Origin of the sequence: Fluviicola sp. (genome assembly GCF_039596395.1) — a bacterium.
Lineage (GTDB): Bacteria > Bacteroidota > Bacteroidia > Flavobacteriales_D > Crocinitomicaceae > Fluviicola.
Genome location: NZ_JBCNJT010000005.1, coordinates 13,317 through 40,212, shown reverse-complemented (window position 1 = coordinate 40,212; position 26,896 = coordinate 13,317). Strand labels below are relative to the sequence as shown.

Below are 26,896 nucleotides of genomic sequence, written 5' to 3'. Positions count from 1 at the left end.
ACAAAATATTCATTCACCCCATGAAAATGTTCAATTTACCTAATTTGATCACTGCCAGCAACATGCTTTGTGGAGTTCTTGCTATTATCCTGGCATTTGCGGGAAGAATCGATATCGCTCCGTATTTTATTTTCCTGGCGGCAGTTTTGGATTTTTTCGACGGGTTTGCGGCACGAATGCTGAAGCAGCAGGGCGAGTTGGGGAAACAATTGGATTCATTGGCGGATATGATCTCTTTCGGATTGGCCCCGGGGATTATCATGTTTGTTTTAATGGTCATTCAGCAAAGAGGCATTGATTTATTCCAGTCAACAGCATTGTTGAATATGTCTATGCATGTTGAACTCTACGATTTGGTTAATTTGCAATGGGATAATAAACTTCCTTTCCTGGCATTAATCATTCCTTTCTTCTCGCTGTTTCGCCTCGCAAAATTCAACATCGATACCCGTCAGTCGGAATCATTTATCGGTTTACCAACCCCGGCCAATACCATTTTCTTTATGGCTTTTCCGCTGCTTTTGGCACAATATGGAAATAAAACGGGCTGGGAACACGATCTGATTATCTGGCTCATTCAGCCGGCGGTGCTCATTCCGATTATTGTAATTATGTCCCTGCTTCTGGTTTCTGAATTACCTTTGTTTGCGCTGAAATTCAAGCATTTTAAATGGAAAGGGAACGGGACCCGCTACGTGTTCTTGATAAGTTGTGGAATACTTATTTCAACTTTATTGATTTGGTCCATTCCAATTATTGTACTTTTGTACCTGTTATTATCATTTATTCAACACATTCTTCGAAAAAATCGAACGCATGAAATTCAAAGCTGAAATCGATGTGATGCCATTAGAGGCATTGTTAGACCCTCAAGGAAAAGCAGTTACTAACAGTATGCCGACAATCGGTTTGCCTGAAATTACAGGAGTACGAGTTGGAAGACACGTACGTCTTTTTGTGGATGCACCTTCTAAAGATGTAGCAACTGAGAAAGTTGAATTGGCTTGTAAGAAATTGCTTTCAAACCAAATCATGGAAAGTTACTCATACACTGTTGAGGAGGCGTAAGCCATGAACTTCTTAGGCAAGAATCACATTGGTTATCAAATAAGCGCTTTTGGAGATCGTATTTTTTTTGGAATAGATCCAAGAAACAACCAGCCATTTGAAACACCTTTTCGTCAGGCTTCTCCAGAAGAAGTAGACGAGGCTCTTGCCAAATCACAGGAAGCGTTTGAAGCTTATCGCTTAATTTCCGTTGAAAAGCGGGTACAATTCCTGAAGGCCATTTCGGAAAAACTGAAGGCCAATAAAGAATTGTTGATCCAATGGTTTTGTGCCGAAAGCGGTTTGCCCCGGGATCGTGCAGAAACGGAGTATGCACGTTCTTGTTTCCAGTTTGAATTCTATGCAAAGGCTGTTGAAACCGGGTATGCATTGGAGATCAAGATCGATGAAGCTGATCCGGAGAGAAAACCGGCTCCCAAACCGTCTCTTACAAAAATAAATATCCCGGTTGGACCCGTGGTGGTCTTCGGGGCAAGTAATTTCCCTTTTGCGTATTCTACCCTGGGTGGCGATGTGGCTTCTGCACTTGCAGCGGGTTGTTCCGTTATTGTGAAAGCGCATGCCATGCATCCGCATACGAGTTCGATTTCCGCTCATTTTATTCTGGAAACAGCAAAAGAACACGATATGCCGGATGGGATTTTGTGTCATTTACTGGCGGAAGATTTTACGGTTGGCCAAAAGCTGGTTCAGGACCCGCGCGTAAAAGCCGTAGGTTTTACAGGAAGCATCGGAGGCGGAATGGCGCTTCAAAGATTGATCGATGAACGCAAGGAGCCGATTTCCCTGTATGCTGAAATGGGAAGCTCCAATCCGGTTGCAGTAACGAAAAGTGCCCTTGACAAACGAGCAGCGGAAATTGCCAGACAACTTGCCGCTTCTGTTTTATTAAATGCAGGCCAGTTTTGTACGTCTCCCGGTTTGTTGTTTATTGAGGAAGGTGCAAATCTGAATTTCTTCAAGCAAGAATTGATCAACGCGTTTTCCGGTAGCGAATTACAATGTATGCTGCATCCCGGAATTTCAAAGCGGTATTTCGAACGTGTAAAAGAACATGCGGCTTTGGTAACAGTTCTTTACGAAGGAAAACACGAAGGGAATTTCATTCAGCCTACTTTAGCCGAAACAACTGCTGAACATTTCATGAAACATCCTCAAATCCAGGAAGAGATCTTCGGTTCTTATCTGACCATTGTGAAATGTTCCGATGAAGTGGAATTGAGAATGTGTATGCAGTTGCTGCAAGGTCAGCTTACAAATAGTTTATATGCAGAAACAGACGAAGAAATCAATCGTTTTCTGCCCGTTTTAACCGCTAAATCAGGTAGGATTATATTCAATGGCGTGCCGACTGGAGTAGAGGTGAGCTTTGCACAACAGCACGGCGGACCATTCCCTAGCAGCCTGAATTCTTACTTCACATCCGTGGGTTGGGATGCCATCAAGCGTTTCCAGCGGCCTGTTACCTTCCAAAACTTCCCGGAAAATTTCATTTCTAAAAAGGTGGAATTCAATGGAAACACCCATTTTTTACATTTTCTTAACGGAAAATACGAATAAACGTATTGGAGGGACGAATTAAAAACGCTTTATTTGTCTCGATGAATTCCCTATCGTTCATTAGTTCTATTGTTATATTTGTATTTAAATTTTAGATTATGTCAGAAGAATCAGGCTCAAAGAAAAACATGACACCGGCACTAACAGCGATTATTGTTTTGTTGGTTGTTTTATTAGGAACGATGACTTATTTATGGAGTTCAAAAAACGGCGCTTTGAAAGAAGCAACGAAGAAAAATGAAGAACTTCAGGCGGACATCGAAGAAATGAACAAAATGATGGCTCCGTTCTTAGGAAGTGAAACCACTAACGACTTGATGTCGGATTTCACCAACATGATGGATACTTACGATGCGTTGATTAAGAAAGATGCATCCAAATCTGATAGCTTGAATGCTCAGAAAGACAAGATCCAGGGATTGATGACTGAGTTGGAAACAGCAAAAAAGAATGGTCGTGTAACAGCATCGTTGATTGCGAAGTTGAAGCGTGAGAACGAAACCTTACGTCAGATCATGATCAGTTATGTGAAACAGATCGACCAGCTGAATACCATGAACCTGAAGTTGACTTCGGAATTGGATGAAACTTCAAGCCAGTTGGCAGAAACGCAGACAGAGCGTGACAGCTATAAAGGTCAGGCGGAAGCAAGTGCCGAACAGGTTAAGAAAGGTTCGAAACTGGCAGCTTACGGCTTCTCTTCAACCGGTTTACGTATGAAATTGAATGATACCACAGAACCAACTACGAAAGCTCGTAACTGTGTTCAAGCAAAATCATCGTTTACAATCGGTGAAAACAATATTGCAACAGCGGGAGACCGTACCGTTTATATGCAGATCATTGATCCGGACGGTAAAACATTGCAAGGCCGTTCAGGAGGTACTGCAAGTGCTGACGGAGGAAATTTCGTATATTCAGCCAAGCGTGATATCCAGTATGGAAACAAAGCGGTTGATGTGACGATCTTCTACGACTTCAACGGTGAAGAGCCGGTGAAGGGAAATTACAAAGTAAAAATCTACTGTGATGGACAAGTTATCGGTTCCGATAGCTTCACATTGAAGTAAGAAAATAAAGAATGTGAGCTCCGGGATTATTTTAGTTCCGGAGCTAACTGTTAAAAAGGAATAAACGTTGAAACGTTTTAGGTAAATTAGTCGGACTGAAGTCCAATTTTAAAGTTAGGTAAATGACAAATATTTTTATCGCAAATCTCGATTGGGAGATTACATCGGAGGATTTGCAAGCAACGTTTTCAGCGTTTGGTGCGGTTCACTTGGCTCACGTAGTGTTTGATGCCAAAACAAAACAATCTAAAGGCTTTGGTTATGTCGAAATGGAAAGCGCCGAAGAAGCAATCAATGCTATTCAGGCACTGAACGGTTTCGAAGTAAACGGCCGTAAGCTGGATGTGAAAATTGCTTCTCCGAAAGCAAATCGTCCGAAACCGGAAGACAAGCCGAAAAAACCATCCTATGGAAATAAGCAAGGTGGTTTCGGTGGACAAAAGAAGTTCAACAACAACGGACCGCGACAAGGTGGTGGCGGTGGCGGATCTTACAGATCCAACGACCGGAATTCCAATTACAACCGTGAAGGTGGAAGCGGGAATTCAAACTACAACCGTAACGAAGGTGGAAACTCCAATTACAATCGAAATGATCGTAATGACCGTAATGAAGGAGGAAACTCGAATTCCGGTTCAGGTGAACGTCAGATGCGTCCACGCAGAAAATTTGATAACTGATAATTAGTTCCATTTAATCCATGTCAGAAGCTATCAACCAGGGACACGTAGAAATGCGTGTCGATGAATTCGGTATTGCTACAATCGAATTCGGACATCCTTTAAGTAATTCATTGCCGGGAAAAATTCTCCGCAAACTGGCCGACACCATTACAGACGCAGGAAATGATCCTGCTGTAAAAGTGATCGTATTAAGATCCACAGGAGATAAAGCATTTTGCGCAGGTGCAAGTTTTGATGAATTGATTGCTATCCAGGATCTGGAATCCGGAAAAGTATTCTTTTCGGGGTTTGCACAGGTCATCAATGCATGCAGAAAATGCCCCAAATTAATCATTGGCCGTATACAGGGAAAAGCAGTTGGTGGAGGAGTAGGAATTGCTTCGGCAGTTGACTATTGCTACGCAACGCGTTTCGCGGAAGTAAAACTTTCCGAATTGGCTGTTGGAATCGGGCCGTTTGTGGTTGGACCGGCAGTTGAGCGTAAAATGGGGCTTTCAGCCATGTCACAGCTGGCAATCAATGCCACAGAGTGGAGAACTGCCGAATGGGCTATGCAAAATGGCTTGTATGCGGATGTGTTTGACAGCGAAGAAGAAATGGATGATGAGATTATGCGTCTTGCAACCGTTTTAGCGAAATCAAGCCCGGAAGCAATGGCGGAATTGAAAAAGATCTTCTGGAAAGGAACCGAAGATTGGGATCAGTTGTTATCAGACCGCGCGGGAATCAGTGGAACATTGGTTTTGTCCGATTTCACGGTAAATGCGATAAATTCGTTTAAGAAGAAATAAACAAATCGATTGAAATACTGAAAGGGTATCTGCTGTGGCGGATGCCCTTTTTTGGTGAGCAATGTTTTTAGTTTATAATGATTTAGTCATTGACAGGCTGTGATTATTCATTCAATGAGATTTCCTTTTTTCGGCAGTGAAAAAAGAGTACATTTGAACTCGGTTAAACCCCTAAAGATGAAAACACTACTTATAACTATCCTTGCGTTCGTCAGCCTTCAGTTGAATGCACAGACCTGGGTTCAGGTTCCGGATCCCAATTTTCAGAACTTTTTAACTGCTCATTATCCGGCGGGTGCTTTTATGACCAGTGGCGGGAATTTCTTTGTTGATGCCGATCATGCGGATATACAGGCAGAAGATACATTGTTTTTAAATTCAATGAACTTAATGAGTATAGAAGGAGTTCAGGCGTTTGAAAATCTGGTTTATTTGAGCTGTTATGACAATCAAATAACTGGACTTCCTGCGTTACCGGTGAACTTAGATCTTTTAGAATGCAGTAGTAACCAGTTGACTTCTTTGCCTGTATTGCCAATGAATTTAAGATTGATATATTGCTCTGATAATCAATTGACTTCTTTGCCGGGTTTGCCGAATTCCCTTATTGGACTAAATTGTGGTCGAAATCAATTAACGGCTTTGCCTGCTTTACCAGGAATACTTATAGGCCTGGATTGTCCGAATAATCAAATTGCCGTAATTCCGGGATTACCAAATGGTTTAACAGCGCTTAATATTTCCAGTAATCCTGTGAATTCTTTTCCAACGTTGCCGGCCAGCTTGCATTCTTTAATTTGTGATAGTATTCAATTGACCGCGCTTCCTGCTCTTCCTCCAACATTGACTGGGTTGTCTTGTTCAGGAAATATGTTAACAGTATTACCAGCTTTGCCGGGTACATTGAACCTACTTGTTTGTTATGGAAATCAATTAACCTCCCTTCCGAATCTTCCGGCTACGTTGTATTATCTTAATTGTGCATCTAATCAACTAACATCCTTGCCTGAATTACCTGATGGCTTACAAACTCTGAATTGTGTAGGGAATAATATTCATTGTTTTGGAGAATTTCCGTTGTCCCTTACAGGTGTTTTTATAGCGAACAACCCATTTACCTGTCTGCCAAACTATATTCCTGCAATGGATCCGGCAACATTAGCTTATTCCTTATGTATTGAGAATGACCCGGTTAATAACCCGAATGGTTGTGCCGCGGCAACCGGAATTGAAGGGACGGTTTTTCATGACGCAAACAGCAATTGTATCAGTACCGGGCAAACACTCACTTATGTTCCGATGTCTCTATTTGATTCAAACGGTTCGTTGATTACATCGTCTACGAGCCTGGCTAACGGAGATTATTATTTTTCGGCAGTTCCGGGAACTTATGCATTGAGTATTGATACAGTAAATCTGACAGATGTTCTCCAGGTAACCTGCCCATCGGGAATTACATCTACGGCAACAGTTCCTTATGCAGATACGGTAGTTTCAGGCGGAGATTTCGGATTGGTTTGTGACGGTTATGATTTGGGAGTACAATCCATCACTCCTAACGGCTGGTTTTTTCCGGGTCAGGTACACACCGTGGAAATCCTGGCCGGTGATTTAACTGCTCCATATAACATGCACTGCGCTTCCGGGATTTCAGGAGAAGTGAGCATTTCGGTTGCAGGTCCGGGAACTGTTACTTTTCTGGGGTCTCCGATAAGTGTTTCAGGAAATATAGCCGTATACGCCGTTGCGGATTTCGGAGCGCCGGGAGCGATGGAGTTTTTTGTATCAGTACTGACAGATACAACAGCCCAGGGCGGAGATGAATTCTGTGTTTCTGTTGCGGTTTCCACAACGGCGGCGGGAGAATTGAGCTCCTCGAATAATGGATTAAGCTACTGCTATGAGGTCGTGAATTCTTACGATCCGAATATCAAACAAACATATCCGGAAATTGTTGAACCGGGCTATGATGATGAGTTTACTTATACGGTTTATTTTCAAAACACGGGAAATGCTCCGGCATTCAACATTCGTTTGGCCGATACGCTGGATGCAAACCTGGACTTAACGACTTTTAAAGCAGTGAACGCCAGTCATGAGTTCAATACGGTTGTAAATGCTTCAACACGCCTGTTGACCGTTCGTTTTCCGAATATCATGCTGCCCGACAGTGCCAGCGACCCGCAGGGCTCAATCGGCTTTATTCAATACCGGGTAAAACCACTTTCGGGATTGCCGCATGGAACAACCATTCACAATACGGCGTACATCTATTTCGATTACAATGCCCCGATCGTAACGAATACTACAGAGAATTTGTTTACCGTTGGTTTGGGTCTGAACGAATTCCAGGCAGAAACTATTCAGCTCTATCCGAATCCGGCAGAAAATGAGTTCTTTGTTCACGCTGAAACTGAAATAAATCAAGTCACACTTTCTGACATCAACGGGAAGCAAGTTGGCATTTATTTTCCAAATGCAAAAACAGCTTCAGTGAATGTTTCGGATCTGAAACAAGGAATTTATCTCGTAACGCTTAAAACAAACCAATCAGTTACTACAAAACGTTTGATTGTTCGCTGAGAATAGAAATAGAACAAATAAGCAGGGACGGGATTAATCGCGTCCCTGCTTATTTACTTAGAAAGCAAAGCCAGCAAAGCAAAACTCGCCAACCAGTGTTCGCCCATGTAATCCCCGTCTACAATGTTCGGAAGGGATGTCCGGATGTGCTGATCCGCAATGGCATTCAAATGCTTCAATTCCGGTAATGTTTTCGTAATTCCGTATAAACACCAGGCTCTGCTGAAATTCAATCCGTCCAGATGTACCAGGTGGCCGTCCGAACGATCGGAAACCTTTCCGGGTTCAAGTGCGAATTTCTTGCTGAATAATTGAGGGGCGAACTGTTTCAGCCACTTTTTAAACTCGTCTTTGGACAGGATTCTTCGCATGATGTCTATTTCTTCAAAACCTCCCGAAAGGAAATCGTAACCGCTTGGCTCCAAATGGAGCGGATAATTTTTATCGTTGAAATAGAAATCCCGCGCGCGTTTTTCAATGACATTTTTCAGGGAATCGTTCGAATGTGCCAGTGCGTAATCGTAAGCGAAAGTCAGCCCGAAAGCTGTATTGATGTGATCTCCGGAACGAATGGCATAATTCAGTTTCGGCAGAAAGTCGATGTACTTTTTGCAAAACAGATCGGATAAGGGCTCCAGGTTTGCGCTCAGTTCTTTTCCCGCCGGATGCTCCCAGTTTTCGAGTTCCAATTGCAATTTCAACAGCCAGTTCCAGCCGTAAGTGCGTTCAAAAGATCCGTTATTCTTTACACCGAAAGATTCGATTTCCTTTTGGATATTAGCTTTGCTGAGATTGGTCCGCAGCAGCAGCAATACCGAATCGGTTGCCAGTTCGGGGTATTTGCTGAGTATTTTTACCATGAGCCAATGGCCGTGAACGGAAGAGTGCCAGTCGAAACAACCGTAGAATGAAGGATGAAGCTCGGCGGGCGATTTCAAATCTCCTCTTTCATTCAAAACCTGTCCCAATTTGTTCGGATATTCTTTTTGAATACATTTCATGGGAAGGCTCAGCAATCTTTTTGCTTCTGTCAGTGAAATTTCCTGCGCGGAAGCAAGTGTTGCAAGGAAAAGGAATGTTACGGTCAAAAACTTCATCAGTTGCGATTTCTTTCAAATGTAGGATTATTTTTCTTCCGCTGAATGATGCGTAACTTTGTATTCTTGTAAGGAGAACGAAATCATGGAAAACCAGGCAGAAGAACGGAAAATCATTCACATCGATATGGATGCGTTCTATGCTTCTGTGGAACAAATGGACAACCCGGAACTGAAAGGTAAGCCGATTGCTGTTGGCGGAAGCAAATTGCGTGGTGTGGTTGCAGCGGCAAGTTATGAAGCCAGGAAATTCGGAGTGAAATCAGCGATGCCAAGTTCCACGGCGGCACGTTTATGTCCGGACCTGATTTTTGTGCGCCCCCGTTTTGAGCGTTACCAGGAAATTTCTGCGCAAATCAGAGCTATTTTTCACGAGTACACGGATTTGGTAGAGCCACTTTCCCTGGATGAAGCTTTTTTGGACGTGACAGCCAATAAAAAAGGCCTTCCGTCGGCAACTTTATTGGCAAAGGAAATCCGTGATCGCATCCTGAAAGAAGTCGGGCTGACTGCCAGCGCCGGGATTTCGATCAATAAGTTTACGGCCAAAATTGCCTCAGATGTCAATAAACCGAACGGTCAGTTGACTGTGGGGCCGGATGAAGTGGAAGCTTTTTTAGAGAAATTGCCCATTGAGCGGTTTTTTGGAATCGGAAAAGTAACGGCTGCCAAAATGAAGGAACTGGGCGTGCGGAATGGCAAAGACCTGAAGAAAAAGAGCATGACTTTCCTCACGCAGCATTTTGGGAAACAAGGACTTCATTTTTACAACATTGTGCGTGGAATTCATCGCAGTCAGGTAAAGCCTGATCGCATCAGGAAATCCTTTGCTGTTGAGCACACCTATTTTTCGGAAATTTATTCCAAACATAAAATTAGGGAGAAGCTGGAAGAGATTGCTGTTGACCTGGAACGCAGGATGGAGAAACGTTCCATTGCGGGAAAGTGTGTCTCGATTAAAGTCAAGTATGCTGATTTCACCACCCAAACCCGCGCAAAGACCATTACAGAATACATGTGGAATAAAAACGATTTCTTTCCTTTGGTAGAATCATTATTGGATCATCTGGAAGTAGAAAAACCTGTTCGTTTGCTGGGAATCTCGCTTTCCAAATTGAATACGGAAGACGAAGAACCGGACCGGAACAAGCAATTAACACTTCAATTCTGATTACAGCCTGATCCGCAATCCGATTCCCACGCCGAAAGCAGGATTTCTCGGTGCATCGATTTTCCATCTCAATTGCTGGGAAAGTGTATGATTGAACGTCCCAAAACCAAACAGTTCAGTTCTACCGAAGGAATAAACCAATTCCGGGCGCAGCCAAACGGAACAGCCGAACGGACGGAATTTCGGAGCACTTAAATCCGGATGTGTGAACTTGCTTGAAACATGACCGTAAGCGAACTCTGCACCGGCTGAAAGGCGGGTTCGCAGTTTATTGCCAATTGGAATGGAACACGCGAAACCAATCGGCAGAACGATGGAGTTTACCCGGAATGATTGCTTTTCAGACCAGCGAATCGTATCGGGAGAATTGGGAACCGGTTGCGGAACGCCCGAACTTACCCCGTCGATCGGAATTTCTATTCTTTCCAGGTTGCCGTATTGCACAATCTCAGAAGAACGGAAACCAATTCCTGTCAGAACTTCCCAGCGCTGTGCAAATTGCCGGTTGATTTCCACTTTTCCGTAGAAAGTAGAAGCATGCACCTGCGCATTTTCTCTTTTGAAGGCAATAAACGGCTCATCGCTGAAACCGGAAGCCCGTCTTTTTTCGCCTTCCCAGTAGGTCAATACCGATAAGGACCATTTTCCCGCTTCTTTGTTTGAACCCGCGCGTTTGAGTACTTCTGAAATGGCTAACGAATCAGAATCGGGAACCGTGGCAGTACTGGTATCCGGTTTGTTTGCTGCAAGGACTTCCTGTTCAGCTGGTATACGATCTGTTGATTTTACCGGATCTGTGATTGCAGGTATTTCTTGTTTGTTCTGCTCAAGCAAGTGTTCAGGTGTTTTCCCGGCTGTTGAAACAGGTTCGCTTTTCAGGATAAGTTTGGAAGTGGTCTTAGTGATAAGAACGTTTGGGGAGGTAGAATGAGAATGAGAATGAGAATCCAAAGCAGCCAGCCGCGGCTGATCGCTTTGGATTAAATGAGAATGAGAAACAGCCCCGGTAGTTATCGGGAGAGTGTTAGAGGCTGAAGATTTGGAAGTTTTTCCGGAAGCCTTTCTATCAGCATTAGATTTATGTTCAGCGAGTCTGTTTTGGGAGGTAAGCAGCTTAGTTGGTTCAATCTTCTTACCGGAAGGATAAAGTGATAAGGTTGCGGCCAATGCGGATAATCCGAAAAGAACCGGGAAAAGAATGAACAGGAATCTCCGGCGCTTCTTTTTGGAAGCGATCGCATGATCGATATTCTCCTTCACGTAGGTGTCGGGAGTGAATGTCAATCCGTCCAATTCATCTTGAAACAACAGGTCTATTTCATCAGGCTCTTTCATCGTTTCTTTTTTTTTCCAGGTTATTTTTAAGCCAATCACGTGCTCTTGTTAATTGTGATTTGGAAGTTCCTTCGGATATTTCCAGGTATTCCGCAATTTCTTTGTGAGTCAGGTTGTCCATGACAAACAAGTTGAAGATAGTACGGTAGCCTGCCGGCATAGCGTTTAACAGCCTTAATAATTCCAGTTGTTTGTTCTCGCTGCTGTTTTCGGTGTCATAAATTTCAACAGTTGATTCGAAGAAGTTCTCATCTTCTTTCAAAACCAATTTTCGCTGTCGTTTTAATAAATTAATCGCTGTGCGGATAGTAATGGTTTTTATCCACGGGCCTAGCGGTAATTCCGGGTTGGCCTTTCCGCAGTTCTCGTACACTTTGATAAACGCTTCCTGGAGAATATCCTGCGCATCATCCCGGCAATTGGAGTAACGCATACAGACACCAAGCATAGAAGGGGCATACTTTTCGTATACCCGGTCAAAAGCTTTTTTATCGCCCTTGATGAATGCTTCTATGTGTTCCTCCATCTGTTTTATTACACCATTTTAGATATTTCTAGCGCTGAAGCGTTAAGTAAAATCCGCAGGCACCTTCACCGGTCGACTTTTTGTTTTCATCAATCAGTAATTGATTCCCGGAGAATACAAACTGTCCCAACTCATTGGCATCGATTACTAAGTAGTTTCCGTTAGCGTTCGAAATTTGCTGAAAAGGATATGTTCCCGAAGGTAAGTAATAATAGGTGGAATTACCAACCGTATTGTTAACAGTCAACGTGCCGGTTGATGTATTGAAACTCCAGGAAATATCACCGGCTGCATGTGTTTCGTTGGCCCCGCTGATTCCGCCATGAATACGCATCAGGTACCATTTTCCGTCAATGGTGCTTTTTGGGGTGCTGCTTGTGGTTGTTGGTCTTGTTTCTTTTTGACATGCCGTAAACGTGAACGTCAAAAGCAAAAGGAACGCGCTGTGAACAAGTGTTTTCATGTGTCTAAAGATTATTGATAGCAACTTATTGTTTAACAATTCGCCGGGTAAAGGCATTTCCGTCCGGGTCTGTTAAAGTGACCATGTAAATTCCCTGTTCCAGGTAAGACAGATCAATAGGCGGGTTTTCAGGTAACTGTTCCCCGGAATAAACCAGCTTCCCTGTCATGGCATGCAGTTCCATTTTTCCGACAGGGAAGGTTGTTTTGAACGTAAGCTCATGGTGGAATGGATTGGGATAAACGTCGAAGCCACCGGAAGTAAATTCCTGAATTCCAAGGAAAGGATCGATGTGGAATTCCAGGGTATCTGTATCGTGAACGGTTGCCTGCCCATTTGTAGTAATAGATACCAGCAACCGGAAATCTCCCGCTCCCGGGTTATCAATAGGGATCGTATCCTTACGGTCGCAGATATAAGTGATCATCCCGATGGTATAATCCAGCGACAGAAAAATGTCGTTTCCCTGCTGCTCTGCGTGTATACTGTTTAACTGACAACCACCATAAGGGAAAATAGTGTGGCAGACTACTTTCAATGCGTCGTTTGAAGTTGGATTTGCGGGGATTAGTTTTAAGCTGTCAATGCCCGGAAGTTGCTGTGCAAAGGTGTGACCGGACAAGAATAGTAAACCTGCAATTAAAAATTGCTTTAATCGGATATTTTTCATTGTGTTCATTTTTTGTTTAGTTCATTGCAATGCGCCGGCGCTAATGTGTTTCGAAGGGAATACAAAACAAAAAAGGAAAGGGTTGCATGCGGGCGAAATTTTTTTCGGAAATTTGCAATCCGGTCCGGAAAAGGAGCGATCTGCAGTTTTATCTAATTCTGTATGTAATAAAGATAAATCTGTCTGTAAAACGTTGGTTCAGGCTTTCTTCAAACGCATTTACTACAGATTTATTTACAATTCCCTTGTTAATAAAAAATAGAGTTTCTATCTTTGCACCCCTCAAAGTGGATTTTGGGGATATTGTCTTATTTAAAAATTAAGGTTAGTGAATACTTTAAGTTACAAAACTGTTTCTGCTAACAAGGAAACCGCTGATAAGAAGTGGTTGTTGGTAGATGCTGAAGGCCACACAGTTGGTCGTTTGGCAAGTGAGGTAGCGAAGTTAGTACGTGGAAAACACAAGCCAAACTTCACACCGCACGCTGACTGTGGAGATAACGTGATTGTTATCAATGCAGCAAAAGTGTCGTTCTCCGGAACAAAATTGGAGAACAAAGAGTACGTTCGATACACTGGATATCCAGGAGGACAACGTTCATTGACTGCGCAAGAGTTATTGCAACGCAGCCCTGAACGTGTAATCGAAAAAGCGATTAAAGGGATGTTGCCAAAGAATACTTTGGGTCGTCAGCTTTACAGAAATGTAAAAGTTTATGCTGGTGCAGAGCACAAGCATGAGGCTCAAAACCCTGAGGCTATTAACTTAAAAGCTAATAAATAACGGATATGGAAGTAGTAAACGCATTAGGAAGAAGAAAAACTTCAGTTGCTCGTGTATACTTGATGAAAGGTACGGGCAAGATGACAATTAATAAACGTGATTACAAGGAGTTCTTTCCGGTAGCTATTTTGCAGGGGAAAGTTGAGCAGCCGTTCAACTTGACTGATACTTTAGGTCAGTATGACATTAAAGTAAACGTAGCAGGAGGAGGAATCAACGGACAAGCAGAAGCTATCCGTTTGGGTATTTCACGCGCTTTGGTAGAGGTATCAGGAGATTTCAAAACATTGTTGAAAGCAGAAGGTTTAATGACACGTGACCCTAGAATGGTTGAGCGTAAGAAACCAGGACAGCCGAAAGCACGTAAGAAATTCCAGTTCTCTAAACGTTAATTTGAATTTTATTTTCCTGCTTTGGCGGGAGGGTTGTTTAGTATCCAAGCACAAAGTAACCTCCAGGTTAAGCCTGAACCCTTTGTTTAGCTGATTACTAAGGAACGTAAACAATTAAAAAAAAAAGTATGTCTAAAGTAAATTTTGATAGTTTATTAGAAGCGGGTGTTCACTTCGGACACTTAAAAAGAAAATGGAACCCGGCAATGGCGCCGTATATCTTTGACGAGAAAAAAGGTATCCACATTATTGACCTTAATAAGACAATTGCACATCTTGATCAAGCTTGTGCGGCAATGAAACAAATTGCTAAGTCGGGTAAAAAAGTACTTTTCGTAGCTACTAAGAAGCAAGCAAAAGAAATTATCACTGATAAAATTTCAGCGATTAACATGCCATTCGTAACTGAGCGTTGGTCTGGTGGTATGTTGACAAATTTCCAAACAACACGTAAGTCTATCCGTAAAATGGTGTCTATCGACAAAATGAAAACGGATGGTACATGGGAGACTTTGAACAAGCGTGAGCGTTTATTCAAAACTCGTCAGCGTGACAAACTGGAGAAAACTTTCGGTTCAATTGCTGACATGACTCGTCAACCGGCAGCGATCTTCATCGTTGATATCTTGAAAGAGCATATCGCATTGGCTGAAGCAAAACGTTTGGGTATCCCTACATTTGCAATGGTAGATACGAATTCTGACCCTCGTTTGGTTGATTTCCCTATCCCAGCGAATGACGATGCTACAAAATCAATTGCAATCATCCTGGATGCAATTTGCGGATCTATCAAAGAAGGTTTGGATGACCGTAAAGCAACTTCAACAAAGGATAAAGATGAGGCTCCTGCAGAAGAAGCAGCTGCTAAAGTTGAAGAGACAAAAGAATAATAGTAAAATAGCCCTGGCGTAACAGCCGGGGCATACATTTGCAATAAACATTTAAAAGATTTATAGTCATGGCAATTACTGCGTCAGATGTAAACAAATTACGCCAGCAAACAGGTGCTGGTATGATGGACTGTAAAAATGCATTGGTAGAAGCAAACGGCGATTTCGAAGCTGCTGTAGATATCCTGCGTAAAAAAGGTCAGAAAGTTGCTGCGAAAAGAGGTGAAAACGAAGCTTCAGAAGGGTTGGTTTTCGCTCAAACAAGCGCAGATAACAAAGTGGGTGTATTGTTAACGTTGAACTGTGAAACAGACTTCGTTGCTAAAAACGATACTTACCGCAATTTCGTTCAATCTTTGGTTGATATCGCAATGAACAACCTTCCTGCAACTGCAGAAGAGTTGAAATCATTGAAGTACGACGATAAATTGACTGTTGAGGAGAAAATTACTGAGCAAGTTGGTGTGATCGGTGAAAAATTGGATTTGTCAGGATATGCTGTTGTTAAAGGTGACACTGTTGTTGCTTACAACCACCCTGGAAACCAATTGGCTACTTTGGTTGCTTTGAACAAAGGAGGTGAGTCAGTTGCTGAAGCTGGTCGCCAGGTTGCTATGCAGGTTGCAGCAATGAACCCGATCGCTTTGAACAAGGACGGAGTTGATGCACGTACAATTGAGCGTGAAATCGAAGTTGGTAAAGAGTTGGCAATCCAGGAAGGAAAACCGGCTGATATGGCTGAGAAAATCGCTCAGGGCCGTTTGACTAAATTCTTCAAAGAAAATACTTTGTTAAGCCAGGAGTTCATCCGTGACAACAAAGTAACTGTTGAGCAGTTCCTTGATTCAACTGAAAACGGGTTGACTGTTACTGAATTCAAACGTTTCTCTTTGAGCTAATCCTCATTGGAAATTGAAAATATAGAAATCCTGTCCGTTTGGGCAGGATTTTTTGTTGGTAACAACAGTTGGCCCCCGATTAATCGCGGGTTTACTGTTGTTTTTTTACATCAAATTCATTCCCGCAATCCAGGCATTTGTACACGTCTTTCCGGTAGAGCGGGAAAATAAACAGCAGGAAGGAAGCAATGGCCGAAAGCACCGCTCCAACGCTTTTCATGGATTTATGCCCCGATTCAATATGTGTTGACTGGCATTTCGGGCAGGAGATTACCTGTTCGTCGTCCGTGGTATAAGGAGTTTGCTCCAGTTCCAGGACCACATTTTTTGCGTGCACCAAATCTTCTTCGTTGATCTTCAGTTTGATTCCGCCTACCAAATTGGAGTAAAGCGGATTTACACTTACAATATTCTCATCAAACAGGAAACAGGTAATTCCCTCACTTTCCAGCTTAATTTTCAGTATGTGAGCGTCGATTGAATTGTCGAATGTTTTAAAAGTGATAAGTCCCATTCAAATTGGATTTCTACTCTAAATTAGCGAATTATTCCTCCACAAATGGCTTTTCCTTTTCCGATCTTCAAAGATTCCCACTATATTTGCGCAACTTCTTTCAATAATTATGAAATACCGTCGCATTCTGCTCAAATTAAGTGGTGAATCCCTTATGGGAGATAAACAATTTGGAATTGATAACCAGCGGCTTAGTGAATATGCTAAGCAAATCAAGGAAATTCATGAGTTGGGTGTAGAAGTGGCAATCGTAATCGGTGGAGGAAATATTTTCCGCGGTGTTCAGGCCGAAGAAGGTGGAATGGACCGTACGCACGGAGATTACATGGGTATGTTGGCAACGATGATCAATTCCATGGCACTTCAGGCGGCGCTGGAATCTGCGGGTCTTCAGACAAGGCTTCAGTCGGCAATTGAAATGAAGGAAATTTCCGAACCTTATGTCAGAAGAAGAGCCGTGAGACACCTGGAAAAAGGCCGTGTGGTTATTTTCGGTGCGGGAACAGGAAACCCTTATTTTACAACTGATTCAGCGGCATCTTTGCGTGCCATTGAGATCAATGCAGATGTGATTTTAAAAGGGACTCGCGTAGATGGAATTTACACGGCAGATCCGGAGAAAGATCCGACCGCTACCAAATTTGATACAATCACGTTTGAAGATGCATACAGCCGCGGATTGAAAGTAATGGATATGACCGCTTTCACGCTTTGTATGGAAAATGACCTGCCTATTATTGTTTTCGATATGGATACTCCCGGAAATCTGAAGCGATTGATGGCAGGTGAACAAGTTGGAACAATTGTAAAAAATTAATAGTTCAATTTAGATAAATTATGACCGAAGAGTTAGAACTAATTTATGATGATCTGAAATCATCCAATGCGAAATCATTAAGCCACCTGGAAAGCGAATTGACGAAAGTGAGAGCCGGTAAAGCCACGCCTTCCATGCTTTCAGGAGTAATGGTGGATTATTACGGTTCTCCGACTCCGATCCAGCAGGTTGGAAATGTCAATACAATGGATGCACGTACATTAACAGTGCAGGCATTTGAGCGTTCCATGCTGAATGAAATTGCAAAGGGAATCCTGAATGCAAACCTGGGATTGAATCCTCAGAATAACGGGGAACAACTGATCATTCAAATTCCGCTTCTGACAGAAGAACGCAGACGTGATTTGGTAAAAAAGGCAAAAGCCGAAGGAGAGCACGCAAAAGTGGGTATCCGGAATAACCGAAAGGATGCTATTGATATGGTTAAAAGCCTGAAGGCAGACGGCCTTTCGGAAGACATGACCAAAGATGCAGAAAATGAAATTCAGAATATTACCAACTCTTTCATCAAGAAAGTGGATGATTTGGTAGATCTGAAAGAAAAAGATATAATGACGATCTGATGCGTACCAGTCTATTCATCGCTTCACTTTTTGTTCTTTTTTCCTGTGCCAAACAGCGTATGATCGACCGTTTGGAAGGAAGATGGAATTATTCCAAAATGCTGAAGAACAACGGTGAATATGTTTACCATTCGGAAGTTTATGAATTTACAGGGGGAGACAAGGACAATGATGCCGGTTTCCCCTTTGTTGTTTACGGTCAGGATACGATTCACGGTACTTATCGCATTACTAAGAAGAATGTGATCAAGGTAAAAGAAGACCTGGGAGGTGAGGAAATTGACTGGCTGATTGAAGACATGGATAAAAACTCGCTGGTTTTCCGGATAGCGGAAGGAGTGGTGTTTTTGGACAAGCAACAGTAAGGAAAGGTAATTCCACTTTCAATTCTCGTGAAACCCGCTAAAATACTGGTTAAATCCCGCACTTTCGGGATGCGTAATTTTGAGACAGAGGATTAGAACAGTTGGGGATTCTCCATGGGAATTTCTACCAGCCCGGCTCCACCGGAATAATACAAATACCCCTTGATCGACTGCATTCCGATTTCCTTCAACACTGTCATATAACCCAATACTTGTTTCACGTGCTTGTCACTTTTTTCCCCGGTCTTAAAATCGATAACTATAGTTTGCTCATCCGAAACGATCAGTTTATCCGGTCGCAAACGTGTTTTGGAATCGAAGATCAGCGTACGTTCGTTCAGGTGTTTGCCTGCTTCAAATAAGCTTACCAACAGTTGATTTTCAAAAGCTTCTTCTAACAGAATAGTCAGTTTTTCCTCGAAATCCTGCTCGATCTCTCCTTTCAAAAGGCCTGTTTTCAAAGCTGAAAAAGCAGTTTCTTTCGAATGGGATTTTTCCATAATAAAATGGAATTGCTTCCCGATCCGCTGCTCCATGGTCAGGCTGTCTTCTTCCTGTTCTTTGGTCGACTGAATGCTGATTTCCGGGAACCACAAAAAGTTGCGAATGGATAAAGGGCTGTAATCAGAAGTGTTTTTCCGCGAATGGTGTTTGATTTCCGGAGCTTCCCCATATTTCAGGTGAAAGCCATTTTCTTGCGGAGTTTCCGGAAATAAAGTCGTTAAGATCGTATTAAATTTATCGTAAAAACTGTTCCGGGAACCTTTTAAATTGAGCGCATACAAACGATCCTGCGGACGGGTGAAAGCAACATACAACAGGTTGATAGCGTCCATTTTTTGAGCGGCATCTTCCTTTTCCGCTTCGATCTGGATGGCGGGAATGGCGGACTCAAACTTGCTCATCTTCGTTTCGATGATGTGGTCGTTGATCTCCATTAAAAACGAATCGTTGTTGTTTCCTTCACTGAAAAAATTAAAGGAAGGGATAATCACCACCGGAAATTCCAGTCCTTTTGATTTGTGAGCGGTCATGATTTGTATGGCCTGCTCGTTTTCAGAGAGCTGAACACTGAATTTACTCCGGTTCTTCTCATAATAATTGATGAATTCCATGAGGTCCGGACCGTTTGACATGTCGAACTGGTATGCAAGATCGAGTAATTGCTGCAGGTAAGTGTTTTCAATGGAATCCAGTCCTACCAGCATTAAAAAATCGACCAGCAGGGAATAAATGTTTTGAAAACTGGCATCCAGAAAGTCTTCATTCAGGCGGCTGTTTTCGAAGAAAAGCTGTTCCGAAAAATAGGATTTGGAGTCAGCGGCGTCCACCCAAAAGCAAGCTCCGTAAGTTTCAAACGCATCTTCTTTGTCCAGGATTTCAAAGTAGAAATAGGCAAATTGCATGGCGCGCTGAAAGTCGAAACGGTTGACCTTCCATTTGCAATAACAGATAGCCAATTGCACGTACTGATCGCTGTTTACCAACAGGGAGTCGGAAGAAACGATTTGGTACCCGCGCGACTTCAGGAAATTCGCATATTGGTTGCAATCGCGTTTTTTTCGTCCCAAAACGCAGATTTCATGTGGTTTATATCCGTCTGCAATGCATTGTTGCACCCATTTCAATAATTGGCTGTTTGTGAATTTGGCGGTGTCGAGATCCTTTTGCGGATTCATCAGCAATTCCACATAACCGCCTTTTTTGCCTTTCGGATTTTGCTTCAGATGCTTATAAAACTCCTGACCACTTTCCGGCATGAATTGCAGTAATTCTTCAAAGAACAGGTTGTTGAAGTTGACGATTTCAGCTGCCGAACGCCAATTATCCTCCAAACCCTCCACGATTCCCATTTTCTGAAAGAATTGCGAACGCAGTTTGATGGAGGGTTCTTCTTCCGGGTTGTAAATTTCAGGCAAAGCGATAAACTGCTCTGCTACACCGTTCTTAAACCGGTAAATGGATTGCTTCGGATCGCCGACAATGAAATTGAAATAGTTTCCTCCCAGGGAATTGTGGATCAGCGGAACAATATTCAGCCACTGCAGGCGCGAAGTATCCTGGAATTCATCCAGAAAGAAGTGATTGAACCGGGAACCCAAACGCTCATAGATAAACGGAGCATCTTCATTCTGAACCAATTCAGCAACCAGTTTGTTGAATTCACTTACACGGATAATGGATTCCTTGTTGCGGATATCGTCCATGCTGAGCGCCAGTTCTTTCAGAATGGAAAGCAAATGGAACTGTTGAATTTTGAAATCCAATTCAATCCAGTAAGGGCTTTTTTCCGCAATGAAACGCAGAAAATCCACATAAGCAGGGGAGAATTGCGTCTCTTTTCCTTCTTCAATTGTCTTCAGGATATTCTTCAGATTGGCGTCGGTGCGTTTACTGTCTTTGAGGAAAGGAATTGGTTCCGCAGGCAGTTTCAGATTGAAAATTATCGGATTGAAGGTGGTGGTTTTCCCAGCAAAAGCATTGGCGTCCACACCTGTTTCCAGGAGCAAACGGTTCAGCGAATTCAAACGGATCAACAGTTCTTCTTTTTCTGCTTTGAACTGCAGTTTCCAGAGTTCCAGCTGTTCCTTATTGAAATCTGTTTTGGAAAGAGTCCGGATGATCTGGAAATACCCTTCGTTGGTCAGTACTTTGGCTTTCGACAAAAGGATTTTCTTCAGGTTCCAGTCGTTTTCTTCTTCCAGATTCGATTTTGCGAAATTCAAGGCAAGCTGGTAGAGCTTCGTTTGATTCTTCGCGTCAATATTGCTGAGCAATTCATCAATCGCTTTTTCAAGAATCAGCGTATCGTCCAGTGAAATTTCGAATGTTTCGGGTAAATCGAGGTCACGGGCAAAAGAACGGATCAGCCGCAGATTGAATTTGTCAATGGTCATCACATTGAAATCTTCATACTGATGCAGGATTTTCCGGAGGACTACCCGCGCCCTGCTACGGATTGCTTCTGGAGTTGTACCTACAAAACCGGCAATTTCTTCCAGGTAAGCCGTTGACTCTTCTTTTCCGTTGGCAAGCTTATTCAAATCGCTCATGATCCGCGATTTCATCTCGATACTTGCCTTGTTGGTGAAAGTCATTGCCATGATCTGACTGATTTCGGCCCTGTCGTCATTTTCAGAGAGCAGCAAACGCAAATAATTACGCACCAGATTGTACGTCTTACCACTTCCGGCAGAAGCGTTTACGATCAAAAAAGGCTTGCTTACATCCGAATTCATACCGATCAATCAATAATCTCCCGAAATTACCGAAAATCCGCCGGAAGCCCTTTGTTTTTTTAGGAATTCTCTGAGCATTGGCTTAAATTTGGGAAAACATCTCAATGAAACATCTTTCGATTCTTGCGTTGCTTGTATTTGTTGCCTTATTCTCCTGCAATAAGGACAATGATGAATCGCCCGGTCACGGTGATATGGCAACTCCTCCCGAAAGTATTTTAAGGATGCAGCCGGTTTTCGGCTCGACCAATCTGAAACTGGATTCTGTTTATACATTGAGCAATGGTTTCGAAGTCAAAATAATTGAATTGAAAGCTTATTTTACAGATATCCAGGCAGGTGGAAATACTTTGAAAGATGCCGCTTTGTTTGATTTCAGATTGCATGGAGATCTTGTTTTTGATGTTACCGGAATCGGTCCGGGTGCTTCCACGTTCATTCAATTCGGAATAGGTGTCCCGGGTACGATCAATCACAATGATCCGAGCCTTTTTCCTGCGTCCAATCCTTTGAATATTGCCATTGCGAATGACATGCATTGGGATTGGAATCCGGGATACATTTTTTTCAAAGTAGAGGCAAAGGTGGATACGATTGCAGACGGAATTACGAACTGCGATCACAATTTGGTGTATCACGTCGGAACGGATGGATACTATACCTCAAAAACAGTCAATAATATCCAGTGGACTCAATCCGATGGTGTCAGTACGAAACTATTTAACAGCAGGCTGAAACTGGATATGAAGAATTTCTTTGAGAACCCGGGTAGCCCGATCGATGTGAAAACAGAGTTCACCACGCACAGTATGGCTTCTCAAAGTGCACTAACAGAAAAAGTGCGGCAGAATTTCGCAGCATCCATCAGTGCATTATGAGTCGTTTCTTTTTTGGAATATTGGGGTTGTTGATTCTTTTTCTGGCATGTACGAAAGAAAAAGTGGGGTATGATCCGACTTCGTACACTTTGAAGATCCCGAGCCATTTTCCACAAATGAATATTCCGGCAGATAATCCCATGACAGAAGAAGGTGTTTTGCTGGGAAGAATGCTTTTTTACGAAAAGCAATTGTCGTTGACCAATACGATTTCCTGCGGTTCCTGTCACGCACCGGATGCCTCATTTTCGGATGTAAATCAGTTTTCCCAGGGAGTAAACGGAGCTATTGGTGTGAGGAATGCAATGGCATTGATTAACCTCGGATGGCAAACCAGTTACTTTTGGGACGGACGGGCGCATACGCTGGAAGAACAGATTTTGGAACCGGTTCAAAACCCCATTGAAATGCACATGCAATGGAAAGATGCCGTGGCGCGCCTGAAATCAGATGTTGTTTACCGTAACCAGTTCTACAAAGCATTCGGTGTGATCGATTTTGACTCAAGTCACGTAGCGAAAGCACTGGCGCAGTTTTTGCGGACCATGATTTCCGGTGAATCCAAATACGATGTGATGTATAAGTTTGCAAATAATATTCCGCTGACTTCCTCCGAGTTGGCAATTAAAAATTCAATCACAAACGAAGAGTGGGCCGGATATGATTTGTTTAAAGACTTAAACGGAGCAGATTGTTTTCACTGTCATAACGGAACTTTGATGCAGGTTCAGAAATTTTCAAACAACGGGTTGGATGCTGTTTTTTCGGATTTGGGTAGGGGAGCAATAACCAATAACCCGAATGACAACGGGAAATTTAAGGTTCCTTCGCTTCGAAATATTGCACTTTCAGCTCCTTACATGCACGATGGAAGATTTGCGTCATTGGATGATGTAATTGAACATTATTCGACTGGAATTCAACATTCTGAAACAATCGATCCACTGATCGAATTTGCAAGTGTGGGCGGTGTTCATTTGAATACGGAACAACGTAATCAGTTGAAAGCCTTTTTATTAACGTTAACAGATCATAATTTTGTAACTAATCCTGACTTTAAACCGTTAAACCCTTAACGAAGTAAGTCTAATTGTTAGTACATTTGTACAAGTGATATGGAAGAAATGGTAGACGAAAGAAGATTAACCACCGAGGAGAAAGCCTTGAAAATTAATCTAACAAGTGACATTTATGGTTGTTTCGCTGAAATTGGAGCGGGACAGGAAGTAGCAGCCAACTTTTTTAAAGCGGGAGGTAGTTCCGGAACCATTGCGTATACGCAATCGGCTTACGATATGAAAGTATCGGATGCGATGTATGGCGCTGCATCCAGGTATGTTTGTGAGCAGCGTTTGGTTACCATGCTTACAACAGAATACAATACCTTATGTGAGCGTCTTCCTAAAAAACAGGAAGTTGCCCGTTTCTTCGCATTTTGTAATACCGTTGAATCTTTAAATTATCACAAGACCAATCAGGGCCAGGGTTGGGTTGGATTGCGTTTCCAGTTGAAACAGGGAGGCGAGTTCAATGACATTATCCTGCACGTCAAGATGCACGATAATTCGCACAAGGCACAACAGGAAGCATTGGGGATTTTAGGTGTAAACCTGATTCACGCGGCTTACTTTTCAACGGATGATCTGGATGAATTCCTGACAAACCTGGTACACCGCATTCCAAGAGATCGTGTAGAAGTGGATATGTTACGTATTTCCGGACCGGACGTAGGATTGGCGGATAACCGTTTGATCGCTTTGAACCTGGTAAAAAGAGGAATGACAGACGCAACGATGTTTGACTTGTGCGGAACAGTTCTCCAACCTGCGGCAGCATTGTATAAAAAGAATATTTTGTTGATGCGCGGTCGTTTCAGACCGGTTACGAAAGTGCACTTGGACATGATCGCTCATGGAACGGAACAGTTCCTGAAAGAAGAAGGTGTTCGTGAAGATAACCTGTCGGTGATTTTCGAGCTGACCCTGAAAGATTTGACGGCAGACGGGAAAATTTCAGACAAAGACTTTATTGACCGCGCTGAACTATTGGAATCACTTGGATATACCGTGATGATTTCCAATTATCTGAAGCACTATAAAATGCTGGATTACCTGGCAACGATCGCACGTGGTCAGAAAATGGGAGTTATTGCCGGAATTTACAACCTGCATACCATTTTTGACGAACGCTATTACGACAATTTACCGGGAGGTTTATTGGAAGCTTTCGGAATCGGGTTCGGGCACAATGTGAAAATGTATGTGTATCCTGCATTGAATGTAGATACCGGTGAATTATATACGTTGGACGAATTGACCATTCCGAAACATTTACGCGGATTGGTGCAATTCCTGAAGGATAACAACAAGCTGGAAGCGATCTCGAATTTTGATCCGGAAGCATTGAAAATTCTTTCAGACGATGTATTGTCGAAAATCCGTGCGGGAATTACAAGCTGGGAACAGGATGTTCCGGAAAACGTGGTGAAAGCGATTAAGTACTACGAACTTTTCGGTTACGACAAAAAGAAAGACACGGTAAACGCTTAGTTCGCGGAGAGAATCCTGATTGTTAGTGAATTAGTGATCGCTTGGAAAACCAAGCCTGAAAAGTTTTGTTGGAAAAATTATTTAGTGTATAATTATTCCTTAAATTGGTCAGGGAAGCTGCTATTTCACGATACCTATGGTTCTATTTTCAGAAAGTCTACTTTTATCCAAACAAAAGCATTTGCTTTTAGCCTTTCTGTTCATTCATTGCACCTTTTCAGGTTTTTCGCAGCAAAAAAAATACGATCACGAACAATTCAATCGGGAAATCCAGCGCTTACGGGAAGAAATGATCGTGGATATTTCCAAAGCCAATGAAACCCTTCGCTTTTTAGACAACAAGTACAGTCATTTCCACAATGCGGAGATCAACTATAGCATCACCATTAAGAAGATCAAATTTTTCAGTGCTTATGGTGATTACGCCCGTGTAAAGTTTGAAATCAATAAAGCCAAACGCTTCCAGTTCTTCTTTAAAGTTAAAAAACAGGACAAATTATACCTCGATTTGTACAGTGCCGTGTACGAAAGTTTGGGTCAGGATTATGATGTGCTCATTGAAAAAGCGACTAAAATCCTGAATGAATCCAATAAGTCCGACAAATACCTGTTGCTGCAGTGTCGCCTGGTATTAGCCAACTGTTACAGTGAAAAGGGGGCATTTGACAAAGCAATGGTACAGATAGCTGCAGCCAAAGAATTAGTAACCAAAATGAGTGCTCCTTATAGTTTCCAGGTTGCGAATTCGGCGGGACAAGTCTATTTCTTCAATAACGATATCGGAAAAGCACTGAAGGAATTTCGGTTTGCCAAAAACCTTGCCCGGTTCAATCACTGGAAATTTGCGGAACAGTACGCCAATGCCAGTTTGGGTGAAATTTATTTGTATACCAATCAACTGGATTTGGCTAAGCCATATTTTGACAAAGTACTCAAAAACGAAAAATCCACGGAATTGCGCGATTTATTCCAGGTGTACGGATGTTTGGAGCACTATTACGAGCTAAAGAACAACATGGATTCTATGTATTATTTTTCAGTGAAACGCAATGAAGTGGATGACTTACTGGAAAATCTGCGAAGCGAAAACCTGGTTTTTGAATTGGAAAAGGACTTTCAGACGGAATCCAACCAGTATTTATTGGAAGAGGAGCGCGGGAAAAATCAGCAGCTTCGCTTAATCCTGATCCTGATTTTGATGAGCATTGTGGTAATCATCAGTATTTCGTACCTGTTTATCCGCCAGAAAAGTGATTCGAACCGCGTGCTTCAGCTTCAAAAAGAAGAAATCGATGATAAGAACAAAGAAATTTCGAATGCGCTGGCGATGAAAGAAAGCCTTTTGAAGGAAATTCATCACCGGGTAAAAAATAACCTGCAGGTGGTTTCGAGTATTTTGAACCTGCAATCCCGGAATGTACATGATGAAGAAGCACTCCGGATCCTGGAAGAAGGCAAGGAACGTATTCGTGCCATTGCTTTGATCCATAACCAGCTTCACTTGAATAATGATTCTGCATATGTGGAAATGGGAGCTTACCTGAATAAACTGATTTCTCAAATGGGCGAATCTTTTTCCAGTTACAACAAACACATCGAAGTGATCGTGAATGTGGAGGAGATCAACCTGGCGATAGATTATGCGGTTCCTGTGGGATTAATCATGTGTGAATTGCTTTCGAATTCCTATAAGCACGCATTCGCCAAACGACAAGAAGGAATCATTGAAATTGCATTGAAAAATAACCCGGAGAAAAGCCTCAACTACGAACTCCTAGTAAAAGACAACGGAATCGGATACAAAGGAAAAACGGAGTTTTTAGAACAATCTTCTACCGGTGTGGAAATTATCAGTGCTTTTATCCAGCAATTGGATGCCGATTATACCTATTTGAATTCCGGCGAAGGCTTCGGGTTGTTTATCGAATTTGCAATTGATGAGCGTCATTCCAAGTTAAATTGAGTTTT

At 42.6% G+C, this 26,896-nt stretch carries 26 protein-coding genes; 19 read left to right on the top strand and 7 right to left on the bottom strand.

All coding sequences use genetic code 11. From position 1 onward, the window contains the following. Window positions 1–26: 26 nt before the first annotated feature. The 7 genes from ABDW02_RS19640 (at window position 27) to ABDW02_RS19610 (ending at window position 7,755) form a co-directional block, all read left to right on the top strand. A complete protein-coding gene (locus ABDW02_RS19640; RefSeq protein WP_343637679.1) occupies window positions 27–833 on the top strand; it encodes a CDP-alcohol phosphatidyltransferase family protein in 807 nt (268 codons plus the stop codon). Next, window positions 817–1,068 carry a phosphoribosylformylglycinamidine synthase subunit PurS gene (gene purS, locus ABDW02_RS19635; RefSeq protein ID WP_013687217.1) on the top strand — a complete coding sequence of 84 codons (252 nt, stop codon included), beginning with the start codon at window positions 817–819 and terminating at the stop codon, window positions 1,066–1,068. The genes ABDW02_RS19640 and purS overlap by 17 nt, the downstream gene beginning before the upstream one ends. Before the next feature lie 3 nt (window positions 1,069–1,071). Continuing rightward, on the top strand, window positions 1,072–2,628 hold the full coding sequence (locus ABDW02_RS19630; RefSeq protein WP_343637672.1) for an aldehyde dehydrogenase (NADP(+)): 1,557 nt from the start codon (window positions 1,072–1,074) through the stop codon (window positions 2,626–2,628). A gap of 98 nt (window positions 2,629–2,726) precedes the next feature. Further along, window positions 2,727–3,698 (top strand): hypothetical protein, encoded by a 972-nt coding sequence (locus ABDW02_RS19625; RefSeq protein WP_343637670.1) that lies wholly within the window; start codon window positions 2,727–2,729, stop codon window positions 3,696–3,698. 122 nt (window positions 3,699–3,820) lie between these two features. Beyond that, complete coding sequence (locus ABDW02_RS19620) at window positions 3,821–4,378, top strand: RNA-binding protein (RefSeq protein WP_343637667.1); 558 nt, start codon at window positions 3,821–3,823, stop codon at window positions 4,376–4,378. Window positions 4,379–4,398: 20 nt separating this feature from the next. Continuing rightward, window positions 4,399–5,172 (top strand): enoyl-CoA hydratase/isomerase family protein, encoded by a 774-nt coding sequence (locus ABDW02_RS19615; RefSeq protein ID WP_343637665.1) that lies wholly within the window; start codon window positions 4,399–4,401, stop codon window positions 5,170–5,172. A 177-nt stretch (window positions 5,173–5,349) separates the two neighbouring features. After that, window positions 5,350–7,755 (top strand): T9SS type A sorting domain-containing protein, encoded by a 2,406-nt coding sequence (locus tag ABDW02_RS19610; protein ID WP_343637663.1) that lies wholly within the window; start codon window positions 5,350–5,352, stop codon window positions 7,753–7,755. A 53-nt stretch (window positions 7,756–7,808) separates the two neighbouring features. Here ABDW02_RS19610 and ABDW02_RS19605 read toward each other — a convergent pair whose 3' ends face one another. Beyond that, window positions 7,809–8,852, bottom strand: coding sequence for a DUF2891 domain-containing protein (locus ABDW02_RS19605; RefSeq protein ID WP_343637661.1), 1,044 nt, complete (start codon window positions 8,850–8,852; stop codon window positions 7,809–7,811). 85 nt (window positions 8,853–8,937) lie between these two features. Between ABDW02_RS19605 and dinB the strand changes: the two genes are divergently transcribed. Beyond that, window positions 8,938–10,023 (top strand): DNA polymerase IV, encoded by a 1,086-nt coding sequence (gene dinB / locus ABDW02_RS19600; RefSeq protein ID WP_343637656.1) that lies wholly within the window; start codon window positions 8,938–8,940, stop codon window positions 10,021–10,023. Here dinB and ABDW02_RS19595 read toward each other — a convergent pair whose 3' ends face one another. Genes ABDW02_RS19595 through ABDW02_RS19580 form a run of 4 tightly spaced genes read right to left on the bottom strand, consistent with a single transcriptional unit; the run spans window position 10,024 to window position 13,017 of the window. Then, complete coding sequence (locus tag ABDW02_RS19595) at window positions 10,024–11,358, bottom strand: hypothetical protein (protein WP_343637654.1); 1,335 nt, start codon at window positions 11,356–11,358, stop codon at window positions 10,024–10,026. It abuts the gene before it with no gap. Beyond that, entirely contained in the window at window positions 11,345–11,884 is a 540-nt protein-coding gene (locus tag ABDW02_RS19590; protein ID WP_343637652.1) for a sigma-70 family RNA polymerase sigma factor, read from the bottom strand. Before ABDW02_RS19590 ends, ABDW02_RS19595 begins: the two co-directional genes overlap by 14 nt. A gap of 28 nt (window positions 11,885–11,912) precedes the next feature. Further along, window positions 11,913–12,347 carry a hypothetical protein gene (locus ABDW02_RS19585; protein ID WP_343637650.1) on the bottom strand — a complete coding sequence of 145 codons (435 nt, stop codon included), beginning with the start codon at window positions 12,345–12,347 and terminating at the stop codon, window positions 11,913–11,915. 25 nt (window positions 12,348–12,372) lie between these two features. Continuing rightward, window positions 12,373–13,017 (bottom strand): T9SS type A sorting domain-containing protein, encoded by a 645-nt coding sequence (locus ABDW02_RS19580; protein ID WP_343637648.1) that lies wholly within the window; start codon window positions 13,015–13,017, stop codon window positions 12,373–12,375. 328 nt (window positions 13,018–13,345) lie between these two features. On the opposite strand from ABDW02_RS19580, the gene rplM reads away from it, so the two are divergent. From rplM to tsf, 4 genes are all read left to right on the top strand, one after another. Further along, complete coding sequence (gene rplM, locus ABDW02_RS19575; protein ID WP_343637646.1) at window positions 13,346–13,801, top strand: 50S ribosomal protein L13; 456 nt, start codon at window positions 13,346–13,348, stop codon at window positions 13,799–13,801. A 5-nt stretch (window positions 13,802–13,806) separates the two neighbouring features. Beyond that, on the top strand, window positions 13,807–14,193 hold the full coding sequence (gene rpsI / locus ABDW02_RS19570) for a 30S ribosomal protein S9 (RefSeq protein ID WP_144334572.1): 387 nt from the start codon (window positions 13,807–13,809) through the stop codon (window positions 14,191–14,193). 128 nt (window positions 14,194–14,321) lie between these two features. Continuing rightward, window positions 14,322–15,083: a 30S ribosomal protein S2 gene (rpsB, locus tag ABDW02_RS19565; protein ID WP_343637643.1), complete on the top strand. Its 762-nt coding sequence runs from the start codon at window positions 14,322–14,324 to the stop codon at window positions 15,081–15,083. Between the two features lie 68 nt (window positions 15,084–15,151). Further along, entirely contained in the window at window positions 15,152–15,982 is an 831-nt protein-coding gene (gene tsf, locus ABDW02_RS19560) for a translation elongation factor Ts (protein WP_343637641.1), read from the top strand. Window positions 15,983–16,073: 91 nt separating this feature from the next. Here the strand turns inward: tsf and ABDW02_RS19555 are convergent, their stop codons facing one another. Beyond that, window positions 16,074–16,496, bottom strand: coding sequence for a DUF2007 domain-containing protein (locus tag ABDW02_RS19555; protein WP_343637639.1), 423 nt, complete (start codon window positions 16,494–16,496; stop codon window positions 16,074–16,076). Between the two features lie 109 nt (window positions 16,497–16,605). On the opposite strand from ABDW02_RS19555, the gene pyrH reads away from it, so the two are divergent. From pyrH to ABDW02_RS19540, 3 genes are read left to right on the top strand one after another with little or no spacing between them, the layout of a single operon-like run. Beyond that, window positions 16,606–17,313, top strand: coding sequence for a UMP kinase (pyrH, locus tag ABDW02_RS19550; RefSeq protein WP_343637637.1), 708 nt, complete (start codon window positions 16,606–16,608; stop codon window positions 17,311–17,313). Between the two features lie 20 nt (window positions 17,314–17,333). Then, on the top strand, window positions 17,334–17,897 hold the full coding sequence (gene frr, locus ABDW02_RS19545) for a ribosome recycling factor (RefSeq protein ID WP_343637635.1): 564 nt from the start codon (window positions 17,334–17,336) through the stop codon (window positions 17,895–17,897). Continuing rightward, window positions 17,897–18,262 carry a hypothetical protein gene (locus ABDW02_RS19540; RefSeq protein WP_343637633.1) on the top strand — a complete coding sequence of 122 codons (366 nt, stop codon included), beginning with the start codon at window positions 17,897–17,899 and terminating at the stop codon, window positions 18,260–18,262. The genes frr and ABDW02_RS19540 overlap by 1 nt, the downstream gene beginning before the upstream one ends. A 92-nt stretch (window positions 18,263–18,354) precedes the next feature. On the opposite strand, the gene ABDW02_RS19535 is transcribed toward ABDW02_RS19540, so the two are convergent. Then, window positions 18,355–21,501, bottom strand: coding sequence for a UvrD-helicase domain-containing protein (locus ABDW02_RS19535; protein ID WP_343637631.1), 3,147 nt, complete (start codon window positions 21,499–21,501; stop codon window positions 18,355–18,357). Between the two features lie 104 nt (window positions 21,502–21,605). On the opposite strand from ABDW02_RS19535, the gene ABDW02_RS19530 reads away from it, so the two are divergent. The 4 genes from ABDW02_RS19530 (at window position 21,606) to ABDW02_RS19515 (ending at window position 26,891) form a co-directional block, all read left to right on the top strand. Beyond that, complete coding sequence (locus tag ABDW02_RS19530) at window positions 21,606–22,379, top strand: MbnP family protein (protein WP_343637629.1); 774 nt, start codon at window positions 21,606–21,608, stop codon at window positions 22,377–22,379. Next, window positions 22,376–23,455: a cytochrome c peroxidase gene (locus tag ABDW02_RS19525; protein ID WP_343637627.1), complete on the top strand. Its 1,080-nt coding sequence runs from the start codon at window positions 22,376–22,378 to the stop codon at window positions 23,453–23,455. The genes ABDW02_RS19530 and ABDW02_RS19525 overlap by 4 nt, the downstream gene beginning before the upstream one ends. A gap of 39 nt (window positions 23,456–23,494) precedes the next feature. After that, window positions 23,495–24,928, top strand: a complete 1,434-nt coding sequence (locus tag ABDW02_RS19520; protein ID WP_343637625.1) for a TonB-dependent receptor — start codon at window positions 23,495–23,497, stop codon at window positions 24,926–24,928. A 181-nt stretch (window positions 24,929–25,109) separates the two neighbouring features. Continuing rightward, the gene (locus ABDW02_RS19515) at window positions 25,110–26,891 is read left to right on the top strand and encodes a histidine kinase dimerization/phosphoacceptor domain -containing protein (protein WP_343637623.1); all 1,782 of its coding nucleotides are present in this window, start codon (window positions 25,110–25,112) and stop codon (window positions 26,889–26,891) included. Window positions 26,892–26,896 lie beyond the last annotated feature (5 nt).

What these genes read in the sequence shown, in the direction of transcription:
- ABDW02_RS19640 (WP_343637679.1), top strand. Translation starts at nt 27, where the DNA reads ATGTTCAATTTACCTAATTTGATCACTGCCAGCAACATGCTTTGTGGA.
- purS (WP_013687217.1), top strand. Translation starts at nt 817, where the DNA reads ATGAAATTCAAAGCTGAAATCGATGTGATGCCATTAGAGGCATTGTTA.
- ABDW02_RS19630 (WP_343637672.1), top strand. Translation starts at nt 1,072, where the DNA reads ATGAACTTCTTAGGCAAGAATCACATTGGTTATCAAATAAGCGCTTTT.
- ABDW02_RS19625 (WP_343637670.1), top strand. Translation starts at nt 2,727, where the DNA reads ATGTCAGAAGAATCAGGCTCAAAGAAAAACATGACACCGGCACTAACA.
- ABDW02_RS19620 (WP_343637667.1), top strand. Translation starts at nt 3,821, where the DNA reads ATGACAAATATTTTTATCGCAAATCTCGATTGGGAGATTACATCGGAG.
- ABDW02_RS19615 (WP_343637665.1), top strand. Translation starts at nt 4,399, where the DNA reads ATGTCAGAAGCTATCAACCAGGGACACGTAGAAATGCGTGTCGATGAA.
- ABDW02_RS19610 (WP_343637663.1), top strand. Translation starts at nt 5,350, where the DNA reads ATGAAAACACTACTTATAACTATCCTTGCGTTCGTCAGCCTTCAGTTG.
- ABDW02_RS19605 (WP_343637661.1), bottom strand. Translation starts at nt 8,852, where the DNA reads ATGAAGTTTTTGACCGTAACATTCCTTTTCCTTGCAACACTTGCTTCC.
- dinB (WP_343637656.1), top strand. Translation starts at nt 8,938, where the DNA reads ATGGAAAACCAGGCAGAAGAACGGAAAATCATTCACATCGATATGGAT.
- ABDW02_RS19595 (WP_343637654.1), bottom strand. Translation starts at nt 11,358, where the DNA reads ATGAAAGAGCCTGATGAAATAGACCTGTTGTTTCAAGATGAATTGGAC.
- ABDW02_RS19590 (WP_343637652.1), bottom strand. Translation starts at nt 11,884, where the DNA reads ATGGAGGAACACATAGAAGCATTCATCAAGGGCGATAAAAAAGCTTTT.
- ABDW02_RS19585 (WP_343637650.1), bottom strand. Translation starts at nt 12,347, where the DNA reads ATGAAAACACTTGTTCACAGCGCGTTCCTTTTGCTTTTGACGTTCACG.
- ABDW02_RS19580 (WP_343637648.1), bottom strand. Translation starts at nt 13,017, where the DNA reads ATGAAAAATATCCGATTAAAGCAATTTTTAATTGCAGGTTTACTATTC.
- rpsI (WP_144334572.1), top strand. Translation starts at nt 13,807, where the DNA reads ATGGAAGTAGTAAACGCATTAGGAAGAAGAAAAACTTCAGTTGCTCGT.
- rpsB (WP_343637643.1), top strand. Translation starts at nt 14,322, where the DNA reads ATGTCTAAAGTAAATTTTGATAGTTTATTAGAAGCGGGTGTTCACTTC.
- tsf (WP_343637641.1), top strand. Translation starts at nt 15,152, where the DNA reads ATGGCAATTACTGCGTCAGATGTAAACAAATTACGCCAGCAAACAGGT.
- ABDW02_RS19555 (WP_343637639.1), bottom strand. Translation starts at nt 16,496, where the DNA reads ATGGGACTTATCACTTTTAAAACATTCGACAATTCAATCGACGCTCAC.
- pyrH (WP_343637637.1), top strand. Translation starts at nt 16,606, where the DNA reads ATGAAATACCGTCGCATTCTGCTCAAATTAAGTGGTGAATCCCTTATG.
- frr (WP_343637635.1), top strand. Translation starts at nt 17,334, where the DNA reads ATGACCGAAGAGTTAGAACTAATTTATGATGATCTGAAATCATCCAAT.
- ABDW02_RS19540 (WP_343637633.1), top strand. Translation starts at nt 17,897, where the DNA reads ATGCGTACCAGTCTATTCATCGCTTCACTTTTTGTTCTTTTTTCCTGT.
- ABDW02_RS19535 (WP_343637631.1), bottom strand. Translation starts at nt 21,501, where the DNA reads ATGAATTCGGATGTAAGCAAGCCTTTTTTGATCGTAAACGCTTCTGCC.
- ABDW02_RS19530 (WP_343637629.1), top strand. Translation starts at nt 21,606, where the DNA reads ATGAAACATCTTTCGATTCTTGCGTTGCTTGTATTTGTTGCCTTATTC.
- ABDW02_RS19525 (WP_343637627.1), top strand. Translation starts at nt 22,376, where the DNA reads ATGAGTCGTTTCTTTTTTGGAATATTGGGGTTGTTGATTCTTTTTCTG.
- ABDW02_RS19520 (WP_343637625.1), top strand. Translation starts at nt 23,495, where the DNA reads ATGGAAGAAATGGTAGACGAAAGAAGATTAACCACCGAGGAGAAAGCC.